Source organism: Nitrincola alkalisediminis (assembly GCF_009821115.1).
Classification (GTDB): Bacteria; Pseudomonadota; Gammaproteobacteria; order Pseudomonadales; family Balneatricaceae; genus Nitrincola; species Nitrincola alkalisediminis.
On the sequence record NZ_VYTY01000008.1, the window covers coordinates 114648 to 135685 of the forward strand.

General features: G+C 46.4%; 23 protein-coding genes and 1 tRNA gene. 10 read left to right on the forward strand and 14 right to left on the reverse strand.

The features are described from left to right. Nucleotides 1-7: 7 nt before the first annotated feature. The 6 genes from cydC to sohB form a co-directional block, all read right to left on the reverse strand. Nucleotides 8-1654: a thiol reductant ABC exporter subunit CydC gene (gene cydC, locus F5971_RS13185; RefSeq protein WP_193495323.1), complete on the reverse strand. Its 1647-nt coding sequence runs from the start codon at nucleotides 1652-1654 to the stop codon at nucleotides 8-10. Beyond that, complete coding sequence (gene cydD / locus F5971_RS13190) at nucleotides 1651-3387, reverse strand: thiol reductant ABC exporter subunit CydD (RefSeq protein ID WP_193495326.1); 1737 nt, start codon at nucleotides 3385-3387, stop codon at nucleotides 1651-1653. The genes cydC and cydD overlap by 4 nt, the downstream gene beginning before the upstream one ends. 48 nt (nucleotides 3388-3435) lie before the next feature. Next, complete coding sequence (gene nagZ, locus F5971_RS13195; protein WP_193495330.1) at nucleotides 3436-4422, reverse strand: beta-N-acetylhexosaminidase; 987 nt, start codon at nucleotides 4420-4422, stop codon at nucleotides 3436-3438. A gap of 24 nt (nucleotides 4423-4446) precedes the next feature. Then, entirely contained in the window at nucleotides 4447-4929 is a 483-nt protein-coding gene (locus tag F5971_RS13200) for a L,D-transpeptidase (protein WP_036510522.1), read from the reverse strand. Then, nucleotides 4929-5585: a TetR/AcrR family transcriptional regulator gene (locus F5971_RS13205; protein ID WP_036510519.1), complete on the reverse strand. Its 657-nt coding sequence runs from the start codon at nucleotides 5583-5585 to the stop codon at nucleotides 4929-4931. Before F5971_RS13205 ends, F5971_RS13200 begins: the two co-directional genes overlap by 1 nt. A gap of 94 nt (nucleotides 5586-5679) precedes the next feature. Next, nucleotides 5680-6747 (reverse strand): protease SohB, encoded by a 1068-nt coding sequence (gene sohB / locus F5971_RS13210; protein ID WP_202806842.1) that lies wholly within the window; start codon nucleotides 6745-6747, stop codon nucleotides 5680-5682. Nucleotides 6748-6844: 97 nt separating this feature from the next. Between sohB and F5971_RS13215 the strand changes: the two genes are divergently transcribed. Beyond that, on the forward strand, nucleotides 6845-7168 hold the full coding sequence (locus F5971_RS13215; RefSeq protein WP_089503620.1) for an SCP2 sterol-binding domain-containing protein: 324 nt from the start codon (nucleotides 6845-6847) through the stop codon (nucleotides 7166-7168). Here the strand turns inward: F5971_RS13215 and nudC are convergent. From nudC to F5971_RS13235, 4 genes are read right to left on the reverse strand one after another with little or no spacing between them, the layout of a single operon-like run. Continuing rightward, nucleotides 7158-7748, reverse strand: a complete 591-nt coding sequence (gene nudC / locus F5971_RS13220) for an NAD(+) diphosphatase (RefSeq protein WP_157682294.1) — start codon at nucleotides 7746-7748, stop codon at nucleotides 7158-7160. The genes F5971_RS13215 and nudC overlap by 11 nt on opposite strands. Beyond that, nucleotides 7741-8466, reverse strand: a complete 726-nt coding sequence (gene dnaQ, locus F5971_RS13225) for a DNA polymerase III subunit epsilon (protein WP_036510517.1) — start codon at nucleotides 8464-8466, stop codon at nucleotides 7741-7743. Before dnaQ ends, nudC begins: the two co-directional genes overlap by 8 nt. 11 nt (nucleotides 8467-8477) lie before the next feature. After that, complete coding sequence (rnhA, locus tag F5971_RS13230; RefSeq protein ID WP_036510514.1) at nucleotides 8478-8933, reverse strand: ribonuclease HI; 456 nt, start codon at nucleotides 8931-8933, stop codon at nucleotides 8478-8480. 40 nt (nucleotides 8934-8973) lie between these two features. Then, complete coding sequence (locus F5971_RS13235) at nucleotides 8974-9750, reverse strand: class I SAM-dependent methyltransferase (protein WP_036510511.1); 777 nt, start codon at nucleotides 9748-9750, stop codon at nucleotides 8974-8976. A gap of 126 nt (nucleotides 9751-9876) precedes the next feature. On the opposite strand from F5971_RS13235, the gene gloB reads away from it, so the two are divergent. Genes gloB through F5971_RS13265 form a run of 6 tightly spaced genes read left to right on the forward strand, consistent with a single transcriptional unit; the run spans nucleotide 9877 to nucleotide 16345 of the window. Then, nucleotides 9877-10653 carry a hydroxyacylglutathione hydrolase gene (gene gloB, locus F5971_RS13240; protein WP_036510508.1) on the forward strand — a complete coding sequence of 259 codons (777 nt, stop codon included), beginning with the start codon at nucleotides 9877-9879 and terminating at the stop codon, nucleotides 10651-10653. 60 nt (nucleotides 10654-10713) lie between these two features. Further along, nucleotides 10714-11937 (forward strand): transglycosylase SLT domain-containing protein, encoded by a 1224-nt coding sequence (locus F5971_RS13245; RefSeq protein ID WP_193495333.1) that lies wholly within the window; start codon nucleotides 10714-10716, stop codon nucleotides 11935-11937. Nucleotides 11938-11943: 6 nt separating this feature from the next. Then, entirely contained in the window at nucleotides 11944-13746 is a 1803-nt protein-coding gene (locus F5971_RS13250; protein ID WP_193495337.1) for an extracellular solute-binding protein, read from the forward strand. Continuing rightward, the gene (locus F5971_RS13255; protein ID WP_036510505.1) at nucleotides 13746-14828 is read left to right on the forward strand and encodes a microcin C ABC transporter permease YejB; all 1083 of its coding nucleotides are present in this window, start codon (nucleotides 13746-13748) and stop codon (nucleotides 14826-14828) included. The genes F5971_RS13250 and F5971_RS13255 overlap by 1 nt, the downstream gene beginning before the upstream one ends. Before the next feature lie 3 nt (nucleotides 14829-14831). Further along, nucleotides 14832-15863, forward strand: a complete 1032-nt coding sequence (locus F5971_RS13260; protein ID WP_036510503.1) for an ABC transporter permease — start codon at nucleotides 14832-14834, stop codon at nucleotides 15861-15863. Between the two features lie 14 nt (nucleotides 15864-15877). Further along, nucleotides 15878-16345, forward strand: coding sequence for a hypothetical protein (locus tag F5971_RS13265; protein ID WP_036510500.1), 468 nt, complete (start codon nucleotides 15878-15880; stop codon nucleotides 16343-16345). 47 nt (nucleotides 16346-16392) lie between these two features. Here F5971_RS13265 and F5971_RS13270 read toward each other — a convergent pair whose 3' ends face one another. Next, complete coding sequence (locus F5971_RS13270) at nucleotides 16393-16920, reverse strand: hypothetical protein (protein WP_051514367.1); 528 nt, start codon at nucleotides 16918-16920, stop codon at nucleotides 16393-16395. A gap of 578 nt (nucleotides 16921-17498) precedes the next feature. Here F5971_RS13270 and gltX point away from each other — a divergent pair. Together gltX and F5971_RS13280 are read left to right on the forward strand one after the other, a co-directional pair. Beyond that, nucleotides 17499-18989 carry a glutamate--tRNA ligase gene (gltX, locus tag F5971_RS13275; RefSeq protein ID WP_036510496.1) on the forward strand — a complete coding sequence of 497 codons (1491 nt, stop codon included), beginning with the start codon at nucleotides 17499-17501 and terminating at the stop codon, nucleotides 18987-18989. A gap of 113 nt (nucleotides 18990-19102) precedes the next feature. Beyond that, a tRNA-Ala gene (locus F5971_RS13280) sits at nucleotides 19103-19178 on the forward strand. A gap of 201 nt (nucleotides 19179-19379) precedes the next feature. Here the strand turns inward: F5971_RS13280 and F5971_RS13285 are convergent. Together F5971_RS13285 and F5971_RS13290 are read right to left on the reverse strand one after the other, a co-directional pair. Next, entirely contained in the window at nucleotides 19380-19643 is a 264-nt protein-coding gene (locus F5971_RS13285; RefSeq protein WP_193495340.1) for a type II toxin-antitoxin system RelE family toxin, read from the reverse strand. Beyond that, nucleotides 19630-19863 carry a hypothetical protein gene (locus tag F5971_RS13290; RefSeq protein ID WP_036510493.1) on the reverse strand — a complete coding sequence of 78 codons (234 nt, stop codon included), beginning with the start codon at nucleotides 19861-19863 and terminating at the stop codon, nucleotides 19630-19632. The genes F5971_RS13285 and F5971_RS13290 overlap by 14 nt, the downstream gene beginning before the upstream one ends. Before the next feature lie 173 nt (nucleotides 19864-20036). Here F5971_RS13290 and F5971_RS13295 point away from each other — a divergent pair, with 173 nt between their 5' ends. Next, entirely contained in the window at nucleotides 20037-20219 is a 183-nt protein-coding gene (locus F5971_RS13295) for a DUF6435 family protein (RefSeq protein ID WP_036510490.1), read from the forward strand. A 60-nt stretch (nucleotides 20220-20279) separates the two neighbouring features. Here F5971_RS13295 and F5971_RS13300 read toward each other — a convergent pair whose 3' ends face one another. After that, nucleotides 20280-20918, reverse strand: coding sequence for an NAD(P)-dependent oxidoreductase (locus tag F5971_RS13300; RefSeq protein ID WP_036510487.1), 639 nt, complete (start codon nucleotides 20916-20918; stop codon nucleotides 20280-20282). Nucleotides 20919-21038: the final 120 nt, after the last annotated feature.

Genomic DNA, 21038 nt, shown 5'->3' on the forward strand with positions numbered 1-21038 from the left:
TCCTAACTCACTGAGGTCCAATTCGCACAACTTGATCAAATCTATCTAAAAACAGGTCGTGATGCGTGATCATCAGGAGTGTTTGTGTGGGGCGATAGGTCAAAACAACCTCCAACACTTGCTTTTCAGTTGCCTCATCCAACCCTTCAGTGGGCTCATCCAAAATCAGAATAGGCGCATTGCGTAGCAAGGCTCTCGCGATTCCTAACCGCTTACGCTGCCCTCCTGACAATTTACTGCCCCCTTCTCCGACTTCACGCTGCAAACCCTCTGAGCCTAGCATATCCAGCAACCCCAAGCGCTCCAGAACATCTAACATGCCCTCATCGCTCACATCCTCACCTGATAACCGCAAGTTATCGCGAACACTGCCCGCAAACAATTGCACAGGCTGGGACAAGACGGAGAACTGATCCCGCAACTGTGACTCAGGGTAGGCACGAAGATTAACACCGCCAACCTCAACCTCACCGGCCTGAACCTCCCAAAAGCGTGCCAATATATTGATTAACGAGCTTTTTCCACTGCCCGTATGCCCCATAATTGCCACTCGCTCTCCGGCTTCAACATTCATATTAAAGTCGTCAAGCACCCTGCGCTCGGCATAGGCAAAGTTAACGCGTTTAAACGAAACGACTCCAGGGTGAACAACTTCTACAGCCCCATCAGGAAAATGAATATCAGAGGTTTGCTCAGCAATTTCAAGCAAGTTAGCAGCCGATGCACGGGTTTTACCTAAAAACTGATACGCAACCGGTAAAGGAGCGACAGCTTCAAAGCTGGCTAATACGCAAAACATAATTAACGCTAACCATGCAGGTGCTAACACTTCGGCTTGCACCATATTGACGGCGACGATCAACGCCAAGAGCGTCGCTATCCCTGCCACCCAAGCCATCATTCCAGAGGTCAAACCCGAAATTAAACTCATCCGCAATTGTGCATCCGTTAACGTCTTTTGCTCCTGAACAAACTTCGCGTGTTCAGAATCAAGCGCCGAGTAGACATGCAACTCACTCATTCCCTGAACATAGGTAATGGCGCGTTGACGTAACTGAGAGGTAGCGGAAACCTGAGCTTCACCCACGCCCGACGCCAAACGGTAGCCCAGCCACGGAATCAAAAACCCAGCTACGCACAAACAGATTAGCAACAACAATCCTAACATCGGTGACACCCACGCCAGAAAACCTGCAACCAAGATAGATGTGATCACGGCAATCAACGTCGGCGATATCACTCTCAAATACAAATTATCGAGCGAATTGATATCCGAAATAATGCGGTTTAACAAATCTGAGGAGCGATAGTGTTTCAATCGCGCAGGATTCAGCGGCTCTAAGTGCTGATAGAACCAAACCCGCAATTGAGCCAACAACCGAAATGTTGCTTCATGCGTCGCAATTCGTTCGAAATATCGCCCGACGGTTCGAACCATTGCAAAGGCACGAACGCCTGCTCCAGGGGTTAAATAATTAAACGCCTGCGCACTTGCCAGAGAGACGCCCGCTAATGCTGCAGCGGCAATAAACCAACCCGACAGCGCCAAGAGACCTATGCTGGATAACAGCGTCAATAACCCCAAGGTACTGCCTAACACCACCCAGCCTAAGTGAAACTTCATTAGGCGAACAAAGGGTAACAAAGACTTCATATTTCCCCCTTAGCCATTTTCACATCGTCGACCGCTTCGCAGCGGCCGTCAACCAAACGGTAGACTCGATCTGCAATGGCCATCGAAGCGGGACGGTGTGTGACCAACAAAGTTGTTCTGCCTTTGCATAGAAGCGTTAGGCTCTCCAATACTTTCTGCTCACTCTCTGCATCAAGGCTCGCCGTCGGCTCATCCAACAATACAATCGGCGCATCTTTTAAAAACGCTCTTGCCAACGAAAGACGCTGTATCTGTCCACCCGAAAACCCAAGACCCGCTTCACCAACAGGAGTATCCAACCCTTTTGAAAGCTGCACAATCACGTCTGTCAATGCCGCTTGCTCACAGGCCCTATCCAACTGAGCATCAGTAGCATCAGGACGCGCTATGAGCAAATTGTCACGAATACTGCCAGGAAATAAGGTCGTGTGCTGACTGACCAAGGCGATTCGTTTCATCCAAGATGAACGCTTAAGTGCTGATAATGGAATCCCCTCAATCAAGACTGCCCCCTCCTGAGGACGGTCAAAACCTGCCAACACACTCAGCAAGCTTGATTTACCAACACCACTAGGACCCACCAGCGCCACACACTCACCTGAGTTCAGCGTTAAGTTAAGGTTTCGCAATACAGGGGGCAAATGTGCTGCGTAGCTAAAACCAATGTTGGATAAATGAACTGTCGGCGCTCCGGTAGGCGGCTCTTGATCACCGCCTGTCTCGGCTCGATCCAGCTCATCGAAAATATCCATTAAACGCTCGGCTGCCGCAATCGCTTCTTGTTTTGCATGATAGTGCGTGCCCAATTCTTTCAATGGAAGATAGAATTCAGGCGCTAAAATCAATATAAACAAGGCATGGTAAAGGGTCACCCCTCCCGACCAAGAACCCACCTCGATCAATCCCAAAAAACTGAAACCGAGATAGACAGCCAAAATAGCAATTGAGACGGATGCAAAAAACTCTAAAACGGCCGATGATAAAAAAGCAAGCCGCAGTACCTGCATCGTTCGAATACGAAACTCTTCAGCATTTTTACCGATGATATGCGTTTGCTCACGGCTTTTCGAAAAAAGCTTTAGGGTTGTCAACCCCTGAACAACATCTAAGAAATACGCACTTAAGAGCGCTAAGGCTTTGAAATTTCGACGATTGGCGTCAGCTGCTTTCATACCAACCAGCGCCATGGCCAAGGGAATTAAAGGTGCAGTACACAGAAACACCAACCCTGCAACCCAATTAATTGGAAACACAAATGCGAGAATAACCAGAGGCAGCAACGCCGCTAGGGACATTTGTGGAAGGTAGCGGGCGATAAAAGCATCCAAGGCTTCTGTCTGCTCAATGACAAGACTACTGATTTCACCAGCACGCTGATTACGTGTATAGGACGGTCCCAATTCGGCAAGCCGACTTAATAACGCAACACGCAAGCGCGTCCTAACGCCAGACGACGCTTTCTGCCCCCCCCACTCTCGCAGCATCACCATGACGCCTCGAATCAACAATGCTGCAAAAACACCGATCAAAAGCGGTGTAAGATCCATGACACTCGCATCATGGAACAGAGTTGCATCAACTGCACGTGCGAGCAAATGTGCTTGCAAAATCAGCATGAGTCCAGCGACTAAACCAGCCAGCACACTCAGCTTCAACCAGATTTTGTCCTCACCCAAGAGGCTTTTTAGCCACTTGGACTTTTCTCGCGCAACTTCGCGTGATAAGGGCTGCATATCTCAGTACCGTAGAAACTCAACGAGCAAAATTAATGTGACTGGCTGTTACTGACAAAGCTTGGCAGCAATGGCTCTGGCGGCATCCTCTCGAAGGGAGTCCCGATTTACACAGGGATTGCCGCGCATTTTAGCGATACGCGGATTATCCAACTCAGGTAAAGTGCCTAGATACTCTAAAACCTGCAAGGCAGCCTCCGGCTGGTTACAGACCAATACCATATCACATCCCGCCGCCAAGGCTTTCTGGCAACGCAATGCATAATCACCCGCGATACTGGCGCCCTCCATCGTGAGGTCATCACTAAAAATGACCCCATCAAAGCCCAGCTCCTGGCGTAAAACGTCCTTAAGCCAATAGCTGGAAAAGCCTGCCGGAGCCGTATCCACTTGGCTGTACACCACATGTGCCGGCATGATTGCATCCAGCCCCTCCTCAATCAAACTCGCAAAAGGCTGTAAGTCATCTTGACGAATAGCAGACTCCAAACGCTCGTCATAGGGAAGCTCTAAATGCGAGTCGGCTTGGACCCAGCCATGACCTGGGAAATGCTTACCTGTAGCGGCCATGCCAGCTTCGTGCATACCCTTTAAAAACGCACCGCTTAGCAATGCGACCCGCTCAGCTGAACTCGAAAAAGCACGATCACCAATAACAGAACTTTGTTGCCAGTCTAAATCCAATACAGGGGCAAAACTGATATCTACGTCAAACGCTCTTAACTCTAGCGCCATCAGCCAGCCCAGCTCATGGGCCGCATGAATCGCCTCATCGGGAGATGTATCATAGAGTTTTCCGAGGGCAGACATGGCGGGCAAACGCGTAAAGCCGTCTTTGAACCGCTGAACCCTCCCCCCTTCTTGATCAACGGCAATAATAATATTCGGTGCAACCGCTCTTATAGACGCAATAAGTTGCTTAAGCTGATCTGGATTCACATAATTACGACTGAAAAGGATCAAGCCACCCACACGCGGGTTTTGTAGTAAAGACGCTTCTTTGGCCGACAACTCTGTTCCGACCAAATCAAGCATAAGTGTTCCTAACGCCATTCTTTTTTACTCATTCGCGATAATATCAACCAGGCAACCCACCTGAATTTTTTCAAACACGTCGACTAAATCTTCATTTCGCATGCGGATACAGCCATGCGAACGTGGAACTCCCATAGGTTCAGAGTCCGGTGTGCCATGGATGTATATGTAACGGCGCTGAGTATCAACCGACCCCAAACGATTAAGACCTTTTTCTAAACCGCACAGCCATAGAATCCGCGTTAGAATCCAATCTCTGTTTGGAAACTCTGCTGCTAAGGCAGGAGAGTAGATCTCACCCGTAGGACGTCGACCCACCAGCACCGCATTTAGCGGTAACTCGGCACCTATTTTTGCACGTATATAATGCCGACCTCTAGGCGTACAGCCTGTATTCATCTGCTGCCCAACACCACGCAGTGCTGTAGAAACGGGATACTGCTGAACACCATCCTGTGTTTTCAACGTCAAGGTTTGGGCAGGGATCGATATTTCAATATGCGTCATTATACACGTGAAAAAAGCTCAGTTTCAGGCCGTGCTTGCATACCCGCTGTTAAAACGGGCACCAAACGATGCAAAACACGCTCAATTTCAGCGTTGTTTTTGAGACTTTCTTTTTCTAACGTCAGTAACATATGATAGTTAGACAGCGTAAAGACCACCGAACCTAACATAAAGTGCAAGCGCCAGAAAAACTCGCTATCCTCCATCGGTGCAGAATCTATGCGTAAATACCGAAGAAACGCTTCAAGACGATGAGAATATTCCAGCTTAAAAAACTCACGCAACTCTTCTTGATTTTTCATGTAGGCCAATTCAAGCATCCGCATAAACACAGCCAACGAGTGCGTATTAATTTGGCTAATATTCAACAAGGCGCGCATCAGTATTTCGATCAAATCACCAAGATCAATGCGATTTGAACTGGCCAAACGATCATCTAGAGCCGACTCTATTTCTTGACACAGCGGCTCCATCAAACGTTCACACACGGCATTAACCAAGCCCTGTTTCGACCGAAAATGATAATTAACGGCTGCTAAATTTACATCTGCAGCCGCTGTAATCTGACGCATCGTAGTCTCAGTAAAGCCCTGCTCTGCAAAGAGGGCTTCCGCTGCCAATATGATTTTCAATGCCGTATCAGAACGACGTTTCATAAACTATCTCCTGTGTATCCATTCCATGAACCAGCGTTTGAAACTATGTATAAGGCTATTATACTGATTATCAACTCTTTGTCAGCCGTGGTGATTAACGTGTAAAAAAATGTCTATTATTGAGCCGCTGCCACCAACGCATCATCAGAGAATCTGACGAATTGACGGCCATCTCACCTATACGATCCTGCAGACCCTTTTTCTCTTCGTAACGAACTTCATAGACATCGGCTTCCTGTGCCTGTTCTACTAAGTACTCATCACTGGTCATCAGATCATCCACCAACTTTTGCTTAACCGCTTGACACCCATACCAAATTTCACCTGTTGCAACCACCGACATATCCAACTCTGGGCGATACTCAACAACAAAGTCTTTAAATAAGGTATGCGTCTCTTCTAACTCTTCTACAAACTTTTCGCGACCTTTATCTGTATTTTCACCAAACATGGTCAGCGTTCGCTTGTATTCTCCAGCGGTTAGAATTTCGTAATCAATTTCATTCTTTTGCAAAAGTCGATGAAAATTGGGCAACTGAGCGACAACCCCGATGGAGCCAACCACCGCAAAAGGAGCGGCAAGGAGTTTATTCGCAATACAAGCCATCATATAGCCACCACTGGCTGCCACTTTATCAACACAGATGGTCAATGGGATATTTTTTCTACGCAACCTTTCTAACTGCGAAGATGCTAAACCATAGGCATGCACCATCCCGCCTGCACTTTCTAAACGCAACACCACCTCATCTTCAGGACGAGCAATGCACAGAATGGCCGTAATTTCTTCACGCAGCTTATCGACATCGGATGCCGCAATATCACCATCAAAATCAAGAACAAATACTTTTTTGCCCTCGTCTTCATCCAACTCACCTAACTTGGCTGCCTTTTTTCGCTCTTTGAGCTCAGCTTTTTCTTTTTTTCGCTCAGCCTTAATTTTTTGCTTGATAACCAACTCATCAAGAACTGCATCTTCCATCGCATGAAGCATGTCTTCATACTTTTCATTCAGGCTTCGAACTTCAATATGCCCTTCGTGTTGGAGCTGTTTACGCCTAGACGCAACCGCCGCAATGCCTGCGACAATCAGCACCAGCGCTAATACCAAGGTTAAGGTTTTGGCTAAAAACAAACCATACTCTGTCAGGAAATCTATCACGCTGCTCTCCGCTTTTACGTATCAATATGCACGGGTTCGTTTTCCCGGCGGGGTAATGTACCATATTGGATTGTTTTTGGATCGCAGGATGTTACAAATGACTCAGAATATTACACTTGAAAAGGTTCGGATAAAGCTGCCTCAGAAATTTCAACCCGAGCAAGCGTCTGACTTAAATGCCGTTTTTCAGTTTAACTTTGATGATGCCGAGGCGTTTTACTTGGCGATTAAAGACCAATCCTGCACCAGTCACCTTGGCCAGCATGAAGACCCTGATATTACGATAATTACCAACGAAGAAACCTTTCTTCGCGTCATTAGCGGTGAGCAAGACGGCATGAGTGCGTTTATGAAAGGCCAACTCAGAGCGGAAGGCAACGTGATGCTAGCCACTCGACTTGGAAAACTGTTTAATCGCTAAAGGACGTTTTCCCTGCAACGAACGTGTCAATTAAACGTCTGGATATTGACACGGGTGCAGGAATGTCCGGCAAGGCATTGCGATGAAACCAATCGGCTTCGAGTATTTCAACGCCATCAGGGACTATTTCTCCCGACTCATAATCGGCAAAAAATCCCAACATCAGCGAATGTGGGAAAGGCCAAGATTGACTGCCCATATACCGAATATTGCAGACATTAACACCGACCTCCTCTTTCACTTCTCGCACTACAGCCTGTTCAGCCGTCTCGCCGGGCTCAATAAAGCCTGCCAAGGTGCTGTAGCGCTTTGCATTAAACTTTGCAGCATGTGCTAAAAGACAATATTCGCCTCGCGTGACTAACACAATAATGCAGGGCGAAATGGGCGGGTAATGCACATGACCACAACCAGAGCATACTTTCGCTATTTCTTCGTCTGCGTGAGGCTGCAAGACAGCTGAACATAAAGAACAGAAGGACGCGTTTCGATTCCAACGCTCCAGCTGTACTTGGCGCGAAATGACTGAAAACTCTTCTTCTGTGGCCGCATTTGATAAAGCCGTTCGTACGTCATCCATCTGCATTAACTCCCTCCAATTGCTTCCAAAGACAAATCCCACCTGATTTTTTATCCAACAAGGCTAACATTTTTTCATGGGCTTCGATTTCGTCTGGTGTTGACTGGATAACGGGCAACGCTGCACCTTGAACCACAGGCTTAATGACAGCGCCAACCTCATCCGAATTATCCAAATCACTGCCCAACTGCAAAGCCGTTTGCCCACCCGTCAGCATGAGATAGACTTCGGCCAAGATCTTCGAGTCTAACAGTGCGCCGTGCAACTCTCGATCAAAATGCTCAATTCCATAGCGCCGACACAACGCATCTAAGCTATTTTTCTGACCTGGGAATTTTTTCCGAGCCACCAGCAATGTATCGGTGATTTTGGGGCAGATATCTTGGATTTTAAAATCATAGCCATTGCGGGCCAACTCTGTGTCCAAAAAGCCAATATCGAACGCTGCATTGTGAATAATCAGCTCAGCCCCGCGAACGTACTCTATAAACTCATCTGCAATGAGTTTAAAAGAGGGCTTATCCGCAAGGAATTCATTCTTAATTCCATGCACGGCAATCGCTTCAGCCTCAACCTCTCGATCCGGACGTATATATTGATGATAGTGATTATGGGTTAGACGACGCTTAACCAGCTCTACACAACCTATTTCAATAATATTGTGCCCTTGCGCAGGGTCTATACCGGTCGTTTCAGTATCCAGAATAACTTGACGCATTTGACTACCTTTTAACTTGACTGCCCGAACTCTTCAACACCACGATTGGCTAACTGATCCGCTCGTTCATTTTCAGCATGGCCGCTATGCCCTTTAACCCAGCGCCAATCGATCTCATGCTGCTGAATCACCTCATCTAATGCCTGCCATAAATCTGCATTCTTCACAGGTTGTTTTGAAGCGGTTTTCCAACCATTTTTTTTCCAGCCTTTTAACCACTCCGTCACCCCCTTACGCAGATACTCTGAATCCGTCGTAAGAATGACCTTACAGGGGCGCTTCAGGAGACCCAACGCTTCAACGGCTGCCATCATTTCCATACGATTATTCGTCGTGTTCGTTGCCCCACCGTACAGCTCCTTTTCTTTTCCTGCATAACGCAACAAAGCTCCCCAACCACCAGGACCTGGATTGCCTTTGCAAGCACCGTCGGTATAGATCTCAACAACTTTAGAATGACTTGTCACTCAAACTCCTAATTATGAAAAACAAACACTTCCACTCAGATTAATTCATCGACCGATTACCAGACAACTCTCGTGTTGTCGGCTCCGCCACCGGAAAGGTAATCAGCGCACGGCGCTTCCAAGCAGGTTTTAGAGGGGTCATCCCCACCACATCCTTTCGTGCCAGAACCGTTAATACAACACCATTATGTGTGGGCGCTTTGCGGATAATCGACTCTAGAAAAGATAAACGCCTTCGCCAACGCGCCGACGGCAATGGCGGATGATTATACCCACTTTTGGCTTTGATTTCGGTTAACTCCAACAGACTTAACCAATCTTGCAAACGCCAATGACTCAACCCTCTCGCACTCCAAGGCACTGATTTTGATCGACGAATTCTTCGACAAATTCCCCAGAAACTGGCTGGGTTAAAACCAATAATAATTAAATGCCCCCCAGGTCTTAATATCCTTGCGGCTTCTCTTAAAACCTGATGAGGCTGCTCAGCAAAATCAAGGGTATGGTGCAAAATCACAACATCAATTTCGTTGGTTAAGAATGGCAACTCATGCGGCTGAGCAATCACACTATTTTGCGGCACACCCAGCTTAAGTGAAGGCACGGCCATGATTTTATTGGATACGGGACTCGATTTAAACAAACAAGTCGACGCATCGAAACCTATTTGCACAAGATGATAGCCAAACAACCAAGGAATCAACTCATCAACCAGGGCCTTCTCACACTCCACAATCTCTTGACCCAAAGGGCTTTTAAACCAAGCACATAAATTCGAGATAGTTTCATGAGGCTGAGTGACATTTTTCATTTCCATGGTTGCCTCCTTAACGATCTATAAAATTGATTACTATGGGTATTTAAAATAATCTTAGCCTAGTACACTGCACATCAGTAATTCTGTTTAAACAGCGGCTCCCGGCCTGACTCTCTGGAGATTAGCATGCTACGTATCACCCCCATTCCTGCATTTAATGACAATTATATTTGGGCCCTTTACAGCGAAGACGCCTCTGATAATAGTTGCATCCTTGTTGATCCAGGCAGTGCCGAAGCTGCCGAAACATGGCTTTCTGAACAGAAAAAAACCTTAACAGCCATTTTTCTAACACATCATCATAATGACCACACAGGAGGGGTAAAAGTTTTACATGAGACCTATGAATGTCCTGTGTATGGACCTGCCAAATCCCCCTTTGATGGTATCACGCAACCGCTCCACGAAGGTGACCTAGTGTATCTCCTAGATACCGACTTTGAAATTAAAGAAGTGCCCGCACACACGCTTGATCATATCAGCTACTACTCCCCTTCTGCTCAAATTTTACTCTGCGGTGACACGCTGTTTATGGCAGGCTGCGGTCGTTTATTTGAGGGCACAGCAGAACAAATGCACAAAGCACTGAACTACTTCGCCACTCTACCCGATGACACTGGTGTTTACTGCACGCATGAGTACACGCTTGCCAATCTGGCCTTTGCCCTCTCGGTCGAGCCTGATAATACAGACATCAAAATGGTGCTCGAAAAATGCATTACCTTAAGAGACGCATCGATTCCAACACTGCCGTCTAAAATCGGCTTGGAAAAAGCAATTAACCCTTTTATGCGCACACTACACCCAAGTGTGGTTCATGCGGCAACTCGACACCAAGATAAAGTCTTAAATTCTCCTGTTGAAGTACTTGCCGCTCTAAGGGAATGGAAAAACAACTTTTAACCCTAAACATAAAGCTGGTATGATAGGTCGTTAAGTTAACGTTAAGCTTTGGGTTAGGATATGAGAAAATATGACTGGATTCTGGGCATTCCTGTAGTGCTCCTCTTAAGTGGTTGTACGCCAACCAAACCCACTGAGTATGTTGATTATAAAACGCGCATCGATGCCAGAAGCCTGCAGCTACACCAGCTACGTATGGCCACCCACCCACCCTTAGGCGATGAAGACTACATAGGGTTTAAAGGCAGTAGCAATAACGAAACTGAACACACTGATGATGCTTGGGGCCAAACGCGTGATAACCTACGTCTAGACCTCGATCTTAATATCGCCGAATTTACAGACCATCTTGACTGGCTCACTCGTAATCCAAACCACCTTAGCCAGATCAGCGAACAAGCCCAACCTTACTACTACTACATTTTTGAACAAGTGATCGGACGCGGAATGCCAGCCGAAGTGGCGCTAATCCCGATGATCGAAAGTGGCTACAACCCTCAAGCAACCTCACCTTCAAATGCAGCCGGTCACTGGCAGTTTATGCCAACAACAGCGCGCAATTTTGGCCTCAAAAACACGCGCTGGTATGACGGTCGACGTGACATTATCGAATCCACCGATGCAGCATTAAATTATTTAAACTATTTAAATAACCTTTTTGATGGTGACTGGTTACTGACACTTGCTGCATATAATGCTGGCGAAGGCCGTGTTGCACGCGCGATCAAACAAAACGAAATGAAAAACCTTCCAACGGATTTTTGGTCTTTAGACCTTCCCGCTGAAACAATGCGCTACATTCCGAGACTACTCGCGACAGCGCGTGCGATACGTGACGCGGACGATCTAGGGCAAAACTTATCCGAGATTCCTGCCGAACCTTACTTCACTGAAGTGATTGTGGACAGCCCAATTGGCTTACAACAAGCGGCTGAGTTAGCTGAGGTTGACCTTCAGGAACTGGAGCAATTAAATGCAGGTTTAAGCCAAGGCGCCACCCCTCCAGACGGCCCCCATCGGGTTTTAATTCCAACCACTCAAGCCGAACTTTTACAAACCGCTTTAGACGAACTCCCTATCGAAGATCGGATCGATTACGCGAGTTATACGGTTAAATCCGGCGACACGCTTGGGGGTATTGCTCACCGCCACAGCACATCCGTAAAAAATATTGTCGATGCTAACAAGCTGAAAAATACGCAAATTCGAGTGGGACAAACATTGCTGATTCCTTCAACATCATCTACTCTAGCGTCAAAGTCAATTCAGTCTGGGTCGAGTTAGTCTATAATGTTAAATTCGCTTTACCGCTTAGTTGGATGTCTTTTAATTTGTTTTTTAATGGGTTTGCCAGCCTACAGTGAATCCCTTCCACAAGTCGAATCTGTCCACGGCATCGCCATGCATGGTGATCTTAAATACCCCGCGGACTTTACGCATTTTGACTATACAAATCCCAATGCCCCAAAGGGCGGTCGAGTTGTTCAGTCATCAATGGGGAGCTTTGACAGTTTTAATCCATTTATCGTCAAAGGCACACCCGCGGATGGCATTGGCCTCATTTACGACGGTTTAACAACAAAGGCCCAGGATGAACCCTTTTCGGAATACGGCCTGCTCGCAAAGCATATACGCTTGCCGGAAGATCGACGCTGGATAGAGTTTGATATTCGTGAAGAAGCCCAATTTAGCGATGGTGTACCCGTTACGGCAGAAGACGTTGTTTACACCTTTAAACTGCTAAGAGAGCAAGGGAGCCCTTTTTTCAGAGCTTACTATGCTGACATTACCAATATCATTGCGCTTGATAAACGCTCGGTACGATTCGAATTTGCCGACACCCAAAACCGTGAACTCCCTTTAATTGTCGGCGAAGTCCCCATCCTGCCTAAACACTACTGGGAAAATCGTGACTTTACTGAGCCAAGCCTAGATATTCCGATTGGATCAGGTCCCTATTTAATTCATAGCTATGACCCTGGCCGCTCGATTACCTATCGTCGAAATCCCGATTATTGGGGCGTTAATTTACCCGTAAACAAGGGACGCAACAATTTTGATCTATGGAGCTTCGAATACTATCGCGATGCAACTATTGCCTTAGAAGCCTTTAGAGCAGGCCGTTACGACTTTCGACAAGAACATGCTGCAAAAAACTGGGCGACTGGCTACACAGGTGCAGCCTTTGATCAGGGTCGAATTATTCGCGAAGAAATAAAGCACGAAAACCCTACCGGCATGCAAGCCTTCATTATGAACACTCGTCGCGCTCAGTTCAGTGATCCTAGAGTTCGCTACGCACTCGCTCACGCGTTTGACTTTGAATGGACAAACCGCGCCATATTTTATGGAGCCTATCGCCGTAGCCACAGTTTCTTCTCAAATTCAGAAATGGCGGCCACAGAGCTACCCACACCGGAAGAGCTTGAAATCCTTGAGCCAATACGCGATCTCGTTCCGCCCGAAGTATTTGAACAGGTGTATCAAGCTCCACAAACGGAAGGCGATGGGCAAATGAGACTCCAAATACGCAAAGGCCTTCATCTTCTGGCCGACGCGGGTTGGACGCTCGATAAAGGCGTTTTGCGCAACGCTCAAGGCGAGCCGTTTCGCTTTGAAATTCTGCTTATTCAACGTGAGTTTGAGCGTATTGTGAATCCATTCATTCGCAACCTTGAACGCATGGGCATCACCGTTACTATTCGAGTTGTCGATATTTCCCAGTACATTAACCGCCTAAGGGACTATGATTTTGACATGGTCGTTAGTAGCCTTGGTCAATCTAACTCTCCTGGTAATGAGCAACGGGAGTTTTGGCATTCCGAGAGCGCCGATCGTCCAGGAAGTCGCAATTTAATTGGCATTAAAAACCCCGCCGTTGATCATTTGGTTGAACAACTTATCCAAGCACCGGATCGTGAATCACTGGTTTTGAGAGCCCGGGCACTGGATCGCGTTTTGCAGTGGAATCACTATGTGATTCCGCAGTATCACATTAATGCTTACCGCGTCGCGTATTGGAACAAATTTGGCATTCCAGAAGTCCGTCCTAAGTATGCGCTGGGCTTCGATACTTGGTGGGTTGAACCTTAATGGGCGCTTATATTCTTCGTCGACTGTTACTGATTATTCCAACACTGTTTGGGATTCTCCTGCTTAACTTCTTGATAATACAGCTTGCACCCGGAGGCCCTGTTGAGCAAACCATTGCACAACTTCAAGGCATCGGAGTGGATGCCGGTGATCGTATTGGCAGTTCTGCAAGAACCGACATCGCAGCCTCTGATACATCCGGCTATCGCGGCGGCCAAGGACTCGATCCGTCTTTGATCGCTGAAATTGAACGTATGTATGGCTTTGACAAACCCGCCCATGAGCGTTTTTTTCAAATGCTGGTTAACTATTTGCGATTTGATTTTGGCAGCAGCTTTTACAGCAACAAAACCGTTATTGAGTTAATTGTCGAAAAAATGCCTGTTTCAATCTCCTTAGGCCTCTGGACCACGCTGCTGACCTATTTGATCTCCATTCCTTTAGGAATACGCAAAGCGGTTAAAGACGGCACTGCGTTTGATATGTGGTCAAGCACAGCGGTTATTATTGGTTACGCTATACCCAACTTTCTTTTTGCAATCCTCCTGATTGTTCTATTCGCTGGCGGCACTTACTTAGAATGGTTTCCCCTACGCGGTTTAACCTCTCCTAACTTCGATGAAATGACACTGCTCCAAAAGATCGGAGACTACTTCTGGCATATCACCCTGCCCGTTTTAGCCTCGGTGATTTCAAGCTTTGCCACGCTAACCATGCTGACCAAGAACGCTTTTTTAGATGAAATACATAAACAGTACGTTCTAACAGCACGCGCTAAGGGCTTGACTGAAAACAAAGTGCTCTATAACCATGTGTTCAGAAACGCGATGCTGCTCATTATTGCGGGCATGCCTGCGGCGCTAATTGGAATATTCTTCACTGGATCGATGTTGATTGAGGTGATTTTCTCACTCGATGGTTTAGGCCTACTCGGATATGAAGCCGTTATTCGCAGAGACTATCCTGTCATTTTTGGCACACTCTATATCTTTACGCTTGTAGGATTACTTTTAAAACTTATCAGCGATATCACCTACACACTTGTTGATCCTCGGATTGATTTTTCGAGTAGGGAAAACTAAATCATGACTCCTATCATGCAGCGCAGGCTCGCTACTTTTCGAAAAAACCGTCGTGGCTACTGGTCTTTTTGGATATTTTTGGTCTTATTTTCACTTTCTCTTTGCGCGGAACTGATCGCCAACAATAAACCGATTGTCGTAGGCTTCAATAGCTCGCTTTACTTTCCTGTCTTTAAAGACTATTCAGAGCTTGAGTTTGGCGGAGAGTTCGACATCGCCACCGACTACCGCGACCCATTTATTCAAGATCTTATTGCAGACGCCAACGGCTGGATGATTTGGCCCTTGCTACGCTACAACTACAAAACAATCAATTACGACCTACCCTCACCGGCTCCCTCCCCCCCGAGCCTGCAAAACTGGTTAGGCACAGATGACCAAGGCCGAGATGTGCTGGCAAGAGTCATCTACGGCTTCAGAATCTCCGTCCTGTTTGCCCTGGTTTTGACGCTGGCAAGCTCTGTTATCGGTGTCGCGGCGGGCGCCGTGCAAGGCTATTATGGCGGAAAAGTTGACTTACTATTTCAGCGTTTCATCGAGATTTGGTCAGGATTACCCGTTCTCTTCTTATTGATCATCTTAGCCAGCATCGTTGAACCGAATTTTTGGTGGCTGCTCGGCATTATGCTGCTTTTCTCTTGGATGAGTCTGGTGGATGTTGTGCGTGCAGAGTTTCTGCGCGGTCGTAACCTGGAATATGTGCGTGCTGCAAGAGCTCTTGGACTCAGCAATCGCCTTATCATGTTTCGACACGTATTGCCCAACGCAATGGTTGCTACACTGACTTTTATGCCGTTTATATTTAACGGCTCCATTGTCACGCTCACCGCCTTAGACTTTTTAGGCTTTGGTATGCCCCCCGGCTCGCCTAGCCTTGGGGAACTGATCGCACAGGGTAAAGAAAATCTTCACGCGCCCTGGTTAGGGTTAACCGCATTCTTTAGCCTATCAATCATGCTAACCTTACTGATCTTTATCGGAGAAGCCGTTCGAGATGCCTTTAATCCTCGCAAAGGCTTTTCCGATCAACATTAATGGAGTGTTTCGTTATGGAAAGTAAATCTGATTCAACTTTTTTGAAAATTCTTAAACTCAAATTTAAGGGCGTCAGTGTTCTTGCCAACCTACTGCTCAGTAAAATTCGTTTTATTGACTCACAATTTGCCAAACGGGTTAGCCAACGCACTCGACGCATCACATACGCGGTCATTGCCGCCATTATCCTGTACAGCTTTGCCCCCTCACTCATCTGGAACATTAGCCGCAGCCAAGTCACGTTTGTGATGGAAGGAAGAGACCGAATTGCTGACGCATCAGTGGAAGATCGTTACGAAATTTATACGTCCGAAGGCATTTTTCTCAATCAAAACTCCTTACTAAGACTCAAACGTAACTCATCTACTCTGCAAGGCAGGCTCAAATTTGGTGCAACCTACCAATGCAAAGTCCAAGGATACCATTCGGTTTGGTTCAAAAAGATTCGCAACATTATCTCGTGCAACGAAGTGAGTTCTTAGCAGACGTGATGACAAAATAAGCCTCTAAACTTAGAGGCTTATTGGACTTACAATAAAACACTGGCGATATCAATGACATCAACAATGGTGCCTCGCCCCTCAACTAGACGCACCACTTTATCACCTAGCAATACCAACTCCGTGTTACGACCATCAATTCTTGCTCGTGTCCGATAATTTGCTGGTAAAGGCGTTGCATAGCGATATAACTCCTGAGGCATCACCTCACCTCTAACCAACTTCCGCTGCCAACCTCTTGGTAGACGTTCAGAACGCGCCATCTTGCGCTGCAACCCCGGCGGCAAATCACGATATTTGTTATGACGATTGCTATGACGATGCTCAGACCGCTCTCTATCACTCATGTAATCATTTAACAAAACACTTAAAAGCCTATCACGCTCTCTCGGCGTCAAGGCACTGGGCAAGTCAACATGTGACTGGCGTCGCTGCTCGGCCAAGCGATACTCCACCAATCCATCAAGGATTTGATTCACCGCCGATGAGTTTGCTTGTGCTGACATAGGCAGACTCGGCACGGCAACAAGCATCGCCGCTATCAAATATTTACGCATAGTAGCATCCTCCATTTTTTTCTAAGTTTACTATCGGAGGATGAAGCTCAGCTGAACTTATCAAATACACACCCAACCCTAAACAATGCATCATAATAGGGCAAAAACGATCCAGCATGCCCTAGAAAAATGCCAAACTATCGTTTCGTCTAAATGAATATTGAGTGTGCATTCAAGCCTATGCTTAAATCACTGAAGTAACGCTAGATACCTGAGAAAACACAAAAAAAAACGCCGCATTCATTGAATGCGGCGGTCTCGCAGTGCCCCTCGAGTGCGAAAAACGTTATGAAACAAATTTAAACTAGGTTTAGATCGTTTCACACTTACTTTATATAAAGCAATCAAGATGCCAACTTTTAAAAACCATTTAAAATCAATAATATAGTATTTTTAGACTCAATCAGCCCTCATTAAAACACACCCATAATCGCACCAATATATTTCACAACCTTACACAAACGAACCATATTGGTGCATTTATGCGTCAGCGAGAGAAGATGAACAAACATAGCTCACCCCTAGCTAAACACGTTATAATTCCATTTTAATGACCTAATTTTTTGAGTAAGGCACCCATGACAGTTCGTACCCGAGTCGCGCCCTCTCCAACGGGAGATCCACATGTTGGAACCGCATACATTGCACTCTTTAATCTTGCATTTGCTCGCCAGCATGGTGGTGAGTTTATCCTTCGTATAGAAGATACCGATCAAACTCGGAGCACCCCCGAATCTGAACAAGCCATTTTGGACTCATTACGCTGGCTCGGATTAGAGTGGGATGAAGGCCCAGATATCGGTGGTCCACACGGTCCTTACCGTCAGAGTGAACGTAAACACATGTACAAAGACTTCGCCATGCGCTTGGTTGAAGAAGGTCATGCGTTTTTATGCTTCCGCACTTCTGAAGAACTTGACGAGCTCCGAGAACTACGTAAGGCTGATGGCAAACACACCGCCTTAAAGCAAAGTGATCTTGCTCTACCTGCTGAAGAAGTTGAATCACGTATGGCTCAGGGCATGCCATATGTTGTAAGAATGTGTGTGCCAGAAGAAGGCATCTGCGTTATAGATGATTTATTACGCGGCCCAATTGAAATGGATTGGGGCCAGGTCGATGCTCAAATTTTGCTAAAATCCGATGGTATGCCCACCTACCATCTGGCAAATGTGGTTGACGACCATTTAATGAAGATTACTCACGTTATTCGAGGTGAGGAATGGATCAACTCAGCACCTAAGCACAAGCTGCTGTATCAATACTTTGGTTGGGATATGCCGCAACTTTGCCATATGCCGCTACTGCGCAACCCAGATAAGTCAAAACTGTCGAAACGCAAGAACCCAACCAGCATTCTCTATTATCAGCGCATGGGCTACTTACCAGAAGCGCTTCTGAACTACCTCGGCCGTATGGGCTGGTCGATGCCTGATGAGCGCGAAAAGTTCTCTCGTGCAGAGATGTTCGAACATTTTGATTTATCCCGAGTCTCGCTTGGTGGCCCTGTATTTGATCAGGTTAAACTCAGCTGGCTCAATGGGATGTGGATTCGCGAGGAGCTCGACACCGACGCCTTTGCTGCCGAGATGATGAAATGGGCGTTAAACCCCACCTATCTCAAGCAAATCATTCCGTTAATCCAACCGCGTGTTGAGAAGTTTTCAGACGTTGCCCCTCTGGCCTCCTTTTTCTTATCAGGGATGCTCAATATCACACCGGCATCCTTTGAGCATAAATCGCTGAACGAAGAGCAAATTAAAAAGATCTTACAATTTGCGTCCTGGTACCTGGATCGCCAAAGCGAATGGAATAAAGACACCTTGTTCCAAGGACTCAAGACACTTGCAGATGGCATGGGCATTAAAATCCGCGACTTTTTATTCCCGTTGTTCGTCGCCATTTCTGGCACTGCACAAAGTGTTTCGGTTGTTGATGCCATGCAAATCTTAGGGCCAGACATGAGCCGAGCTCGCGTTCGTTTTGCGCTAGATGCAGTTGGCGGCCCTTCGAAGAAGGAAGCGAAGCGCTGGGAAAAAGAGTTTGCAGACTTAACGCAGACGATTTAACGGCGCATATTCGGTGTTAACACTTAACAATTTGATTTTTAGCATAAAAAATTAATAAAAAGTGTTGACACCACCTCCATGCCGCCTTATTATTTGCACCGTCCTAGAGACATGGGGTCTTAGCTCAGCTGGGAGAGCGCAACGCTGGCAGCGTTGAGGTCAGGGGTTCGATCCCCCTAGACTCCACCAAGAATTTTATTAAAACCTTCATTTAGAAGGTTTTTTTATGCCTAAAATTCAGGATTTCTTAAAGTTGTCGAAAAAGTGTCGAAACTGAATAAGAGTCCACACCTAAAAGCATCTTGTTCGTCACTCGTTCATTATAGCTGCCCAGCAGTCTGTGCACCTCACACTAACAGCTATCCTTCCAGAGGGTGTAATCCCACCTAATTACTTACCTTTATACACACTCGAACGATGCCCTACTTTAATAACACTTACGACTAGCTGCATGTCTCGTATTTCATAAATAATTCGATACATACCTTGGCGAACTCGATACTTATTGTCGCCAGATAGCTTAATGCAACCTTCCCCTCTAGGGTTCAGGCTTAATGTATCTATCTTGGAGATTATCTTCTCAACATCACTTTTGGGTATGCTTCGAAAATCTTTTGCTACCGATGCTTTGAAAACAATTTCATATTTTTCCATGCGCTTTCAACTCATTAATCAGCGCCTCATAGCTAATCTCAGGCTCTTCAACTCGCTCAGCAATCGCAGCCAAATCCTGTTGATCCTCTGTCATTAATAAACGAACTGCTTCATCAATAATCTGGGATACAGAGCTTTCAGTTGATGCTGCTCGCAGCTTCAGTGCTTGGTGTATTACTGGATCAAAGTAAACAGTTGATCTCTTGGATAATAATGCCATTTGATTCACTCCTCTACTGACACTTACGACATTATAGCATCATAACGTTTTAATGCGATCAATCGGAGAGTCGAATGTTTGAACGGCTCAAGCATCATTGCCCTCCCCCTAAAACAAGTGAACCAAACGTAGCCCTATCCGTAAGATACAGTAACTCATACACAGAGGTGGCTATGTTCAATTTATTCAAACGTTCAGATACGGGTAAGTTAAAAAAGCTTCAAAAGGCTTATGAAGAAAAGCTGGGACAGGCAATGCTCGCACAACGCAATGGCGACATTCGTGGTTACTCGGAGCTGTCTGAACAGGCCAATGCCTTGTTCAAAGAACTCGAACTCGCAAAAAAAGAAGCGTAACCATCACGCCAGTCCAACACAATTGGCTCTGGCGTGATCGTTCGTTTAAGCGATGCTTACTTAATACGCAACACCAATACGCTGGCTTGGATGCGCTGCTTTTTCCAGTTCATCAATCATCGCAACAGCATAGTCTGCAACAGAAATACGACTGTTCCCCTCCGAATCACTGACTAAACTGTCGCCACCAATTCGATACTCACCCTTTTTATCACCGGGGAAAATATCAGCCGCTGGGCTGACAAATGTCCAGTTCACATCACCTTCGTAATTGCGGAAAACCTCCAATGCCTCAACCATTACCTGAGCTTCAGCCTTATACTCATCTGGAAAGTCAGGAAGTGTAATGAGTGCGACACCAGGTTCCACCTCTAAAGATCCAGCGCCACCAACCCACAGCAAGCGTGTAACTCCTGCTGCTGGCAAACCATTCAGTAAAGAATGCGCTGTTTTGACAACCAACTCATGGTTCCCTGCGGCTCTACCGCCCAGAGCTGAAATCAGCGCATCAACTCCATCAAGCGCCGCAGCAAGATCAGCGCTTTCATCTAACACATCAAATTGACGCACTTCAACGCCTTCTTCTGCCACCTTCGAAGGATCACGCACAAGGGCAACCACTTCATGGCCTCGTGCTTTCGCTTCCGCAAGGATATGACTACCGATCCAACCCGATGCACCTAATACTGCAACTTTCATTTTTCTCTCCTGCTCTGTATGAGACGTTTATTGAATGAAGCCAGTTTAGTTGTTCAACTTATGGCGATAAATAACAAAAAATGATGTAGATTATATCGAATTTTGAAACAATCTAGGAAA

Bases quoted from the DNA above. Each gene is read 5' to 3' on its own strand.
- dnaQ (WP_036510517.1), bottom strand. From the start codon at position 8,466: ATGCGTCAAGTTATTCTGGATACTGAAACGACCGGTATAGACCCTGCG.
- F5971_RS13285 (WP_193495340.1), bottom strand. From the start codon at position 19,643: ATGGAAAAATATGAAATTGTTTTCAAAGCATCGGTAGCAAAAGATTTT.
- F5971_RS13250 (WP_193495337.1), top strand. From the start codon at position 11,944: ATGTTAAATTCGCTTTACCGCTTAGTTGGATGTCTTTTAATTTGTTTT.
- cydD (WP_193495326.1), bottom strand. From the start codon at position 3,387: ATGCAGCCCTTATCACGCGAAGTTGCGCGAGAAAAGTCCAAGTGGCTA.
- F5971_RS13245 (WP_193495333.1), top strand. From the start codon at position 10,714: ATGAGAAAATATGACTGGATTCTGGGCATTCCTGTAGTGCTCCTCTTA.
- F5971_RS13290 (WP_036510493.1), bottom strand. From the start codon at position 19,863: ATGGCATTATTATCCAAGAGATCAACTGTTTACTTTGATCCAGTAATA.
- nudC (WP_157682294.1), bottom strand. From the start codon at position 7,748: ATGGATGACGTACGAACGGCTTTATCAAATGCGGCCACAGAAGAAGAG.
- F5971_RS13200 (WP_036510522.1), bottom strand. From the start codon at position 4,929: ATGACGCATATTGAAATATCGATCCCTGCCCAAACCTTGACGTTGAAA.
- F5971_RS13260 (WP_036510503.1), top strand. From the start codon at position 14,832: ATGACTCCTATCATGCAGCGCAGGCTCGCTACTTTTCGAAAAAACCGT.
- F5971_RS13300 (WP_036510487.1), bottom strand. From the start codon at position 20,918: ATGAAAGTTGCAGTATTAGGTGCATCGGGTTGGATCGGTAGTCATATC.
- F5971_RS13295 (WP_036510490.1), top strand. From the start codon at position 20,037: ATGTTCAATTTATTCAAACGTTCAGATACGGGTAAGTTAAAAAAGCTT.
- F5971_RS13205 (WP_036510519.1), bottom strand. From the start codon at position 5,585: ATGAAACGTCGTTCTGATACGGCATTGAAAATCATATTGGCAGCGGAA.
- F5971_RS13265 (WP_036510500.1), top strand. From the start codon at position 15,878: ATGGAAAGTAAATCTGATTCAACTTTTTTGAAAATTCTTAAACTCAAA.
- nagZ (WP_193495330.1), bottom strand. From the start codon at position 4,422: ATGCTTGATTTGGTCGGAACAGAGTTGTCGGCCAAAGAAGCGTCTTTA.
- F5971_RS13255 (WP_036510505.1), top strand. From the start codon at position 13,746: ATGGGCGCTTATATTCTTCGTCGACTGTTACTGATTATTCCAACACTG.
- cydC (WP_193495323.1), bottom strand. From the start codon at position 1,654: ATGAAGTCTTTGTTACCCTTTGTTCGCCTAATGAAGTTTCACTTAGGC.
- F5971_RS13235 (WP_036510511.1), bottom strand. From the start codon at position 9,750: ATGGAAATGAAAAATGTCACTCAGCCTCATGAAACTATCTCGAATTTA.
- F5971_RS13270 (WP_051514367.1), bottom strand. From the start codon at position 16,920: ATGCGTAAATATTTGATAGCGGCGATGCTTGTTGCCGTGCCGAGTCTG.
- F5971_RS13215 (WP_089503620.1), top strand. From the start codon at position 6,845: ATGACTCAGAATATTACACTTGAAAAGGTTCGGATAAAGCTGCCTCAG.
- gloB (WP_036510508.1), top strand. From the start codon at position 9,877: ATGCTACGTATCACCCCCATTCCTGCATTTAATGACAATTATATTTGG.
- gltX (WP_036510496.1), top strand. From the start codon at position 17,499: ATGACAGTTCGTACCCGAGTCGCGCCCTCTCCAACGGGAGATCCACAT.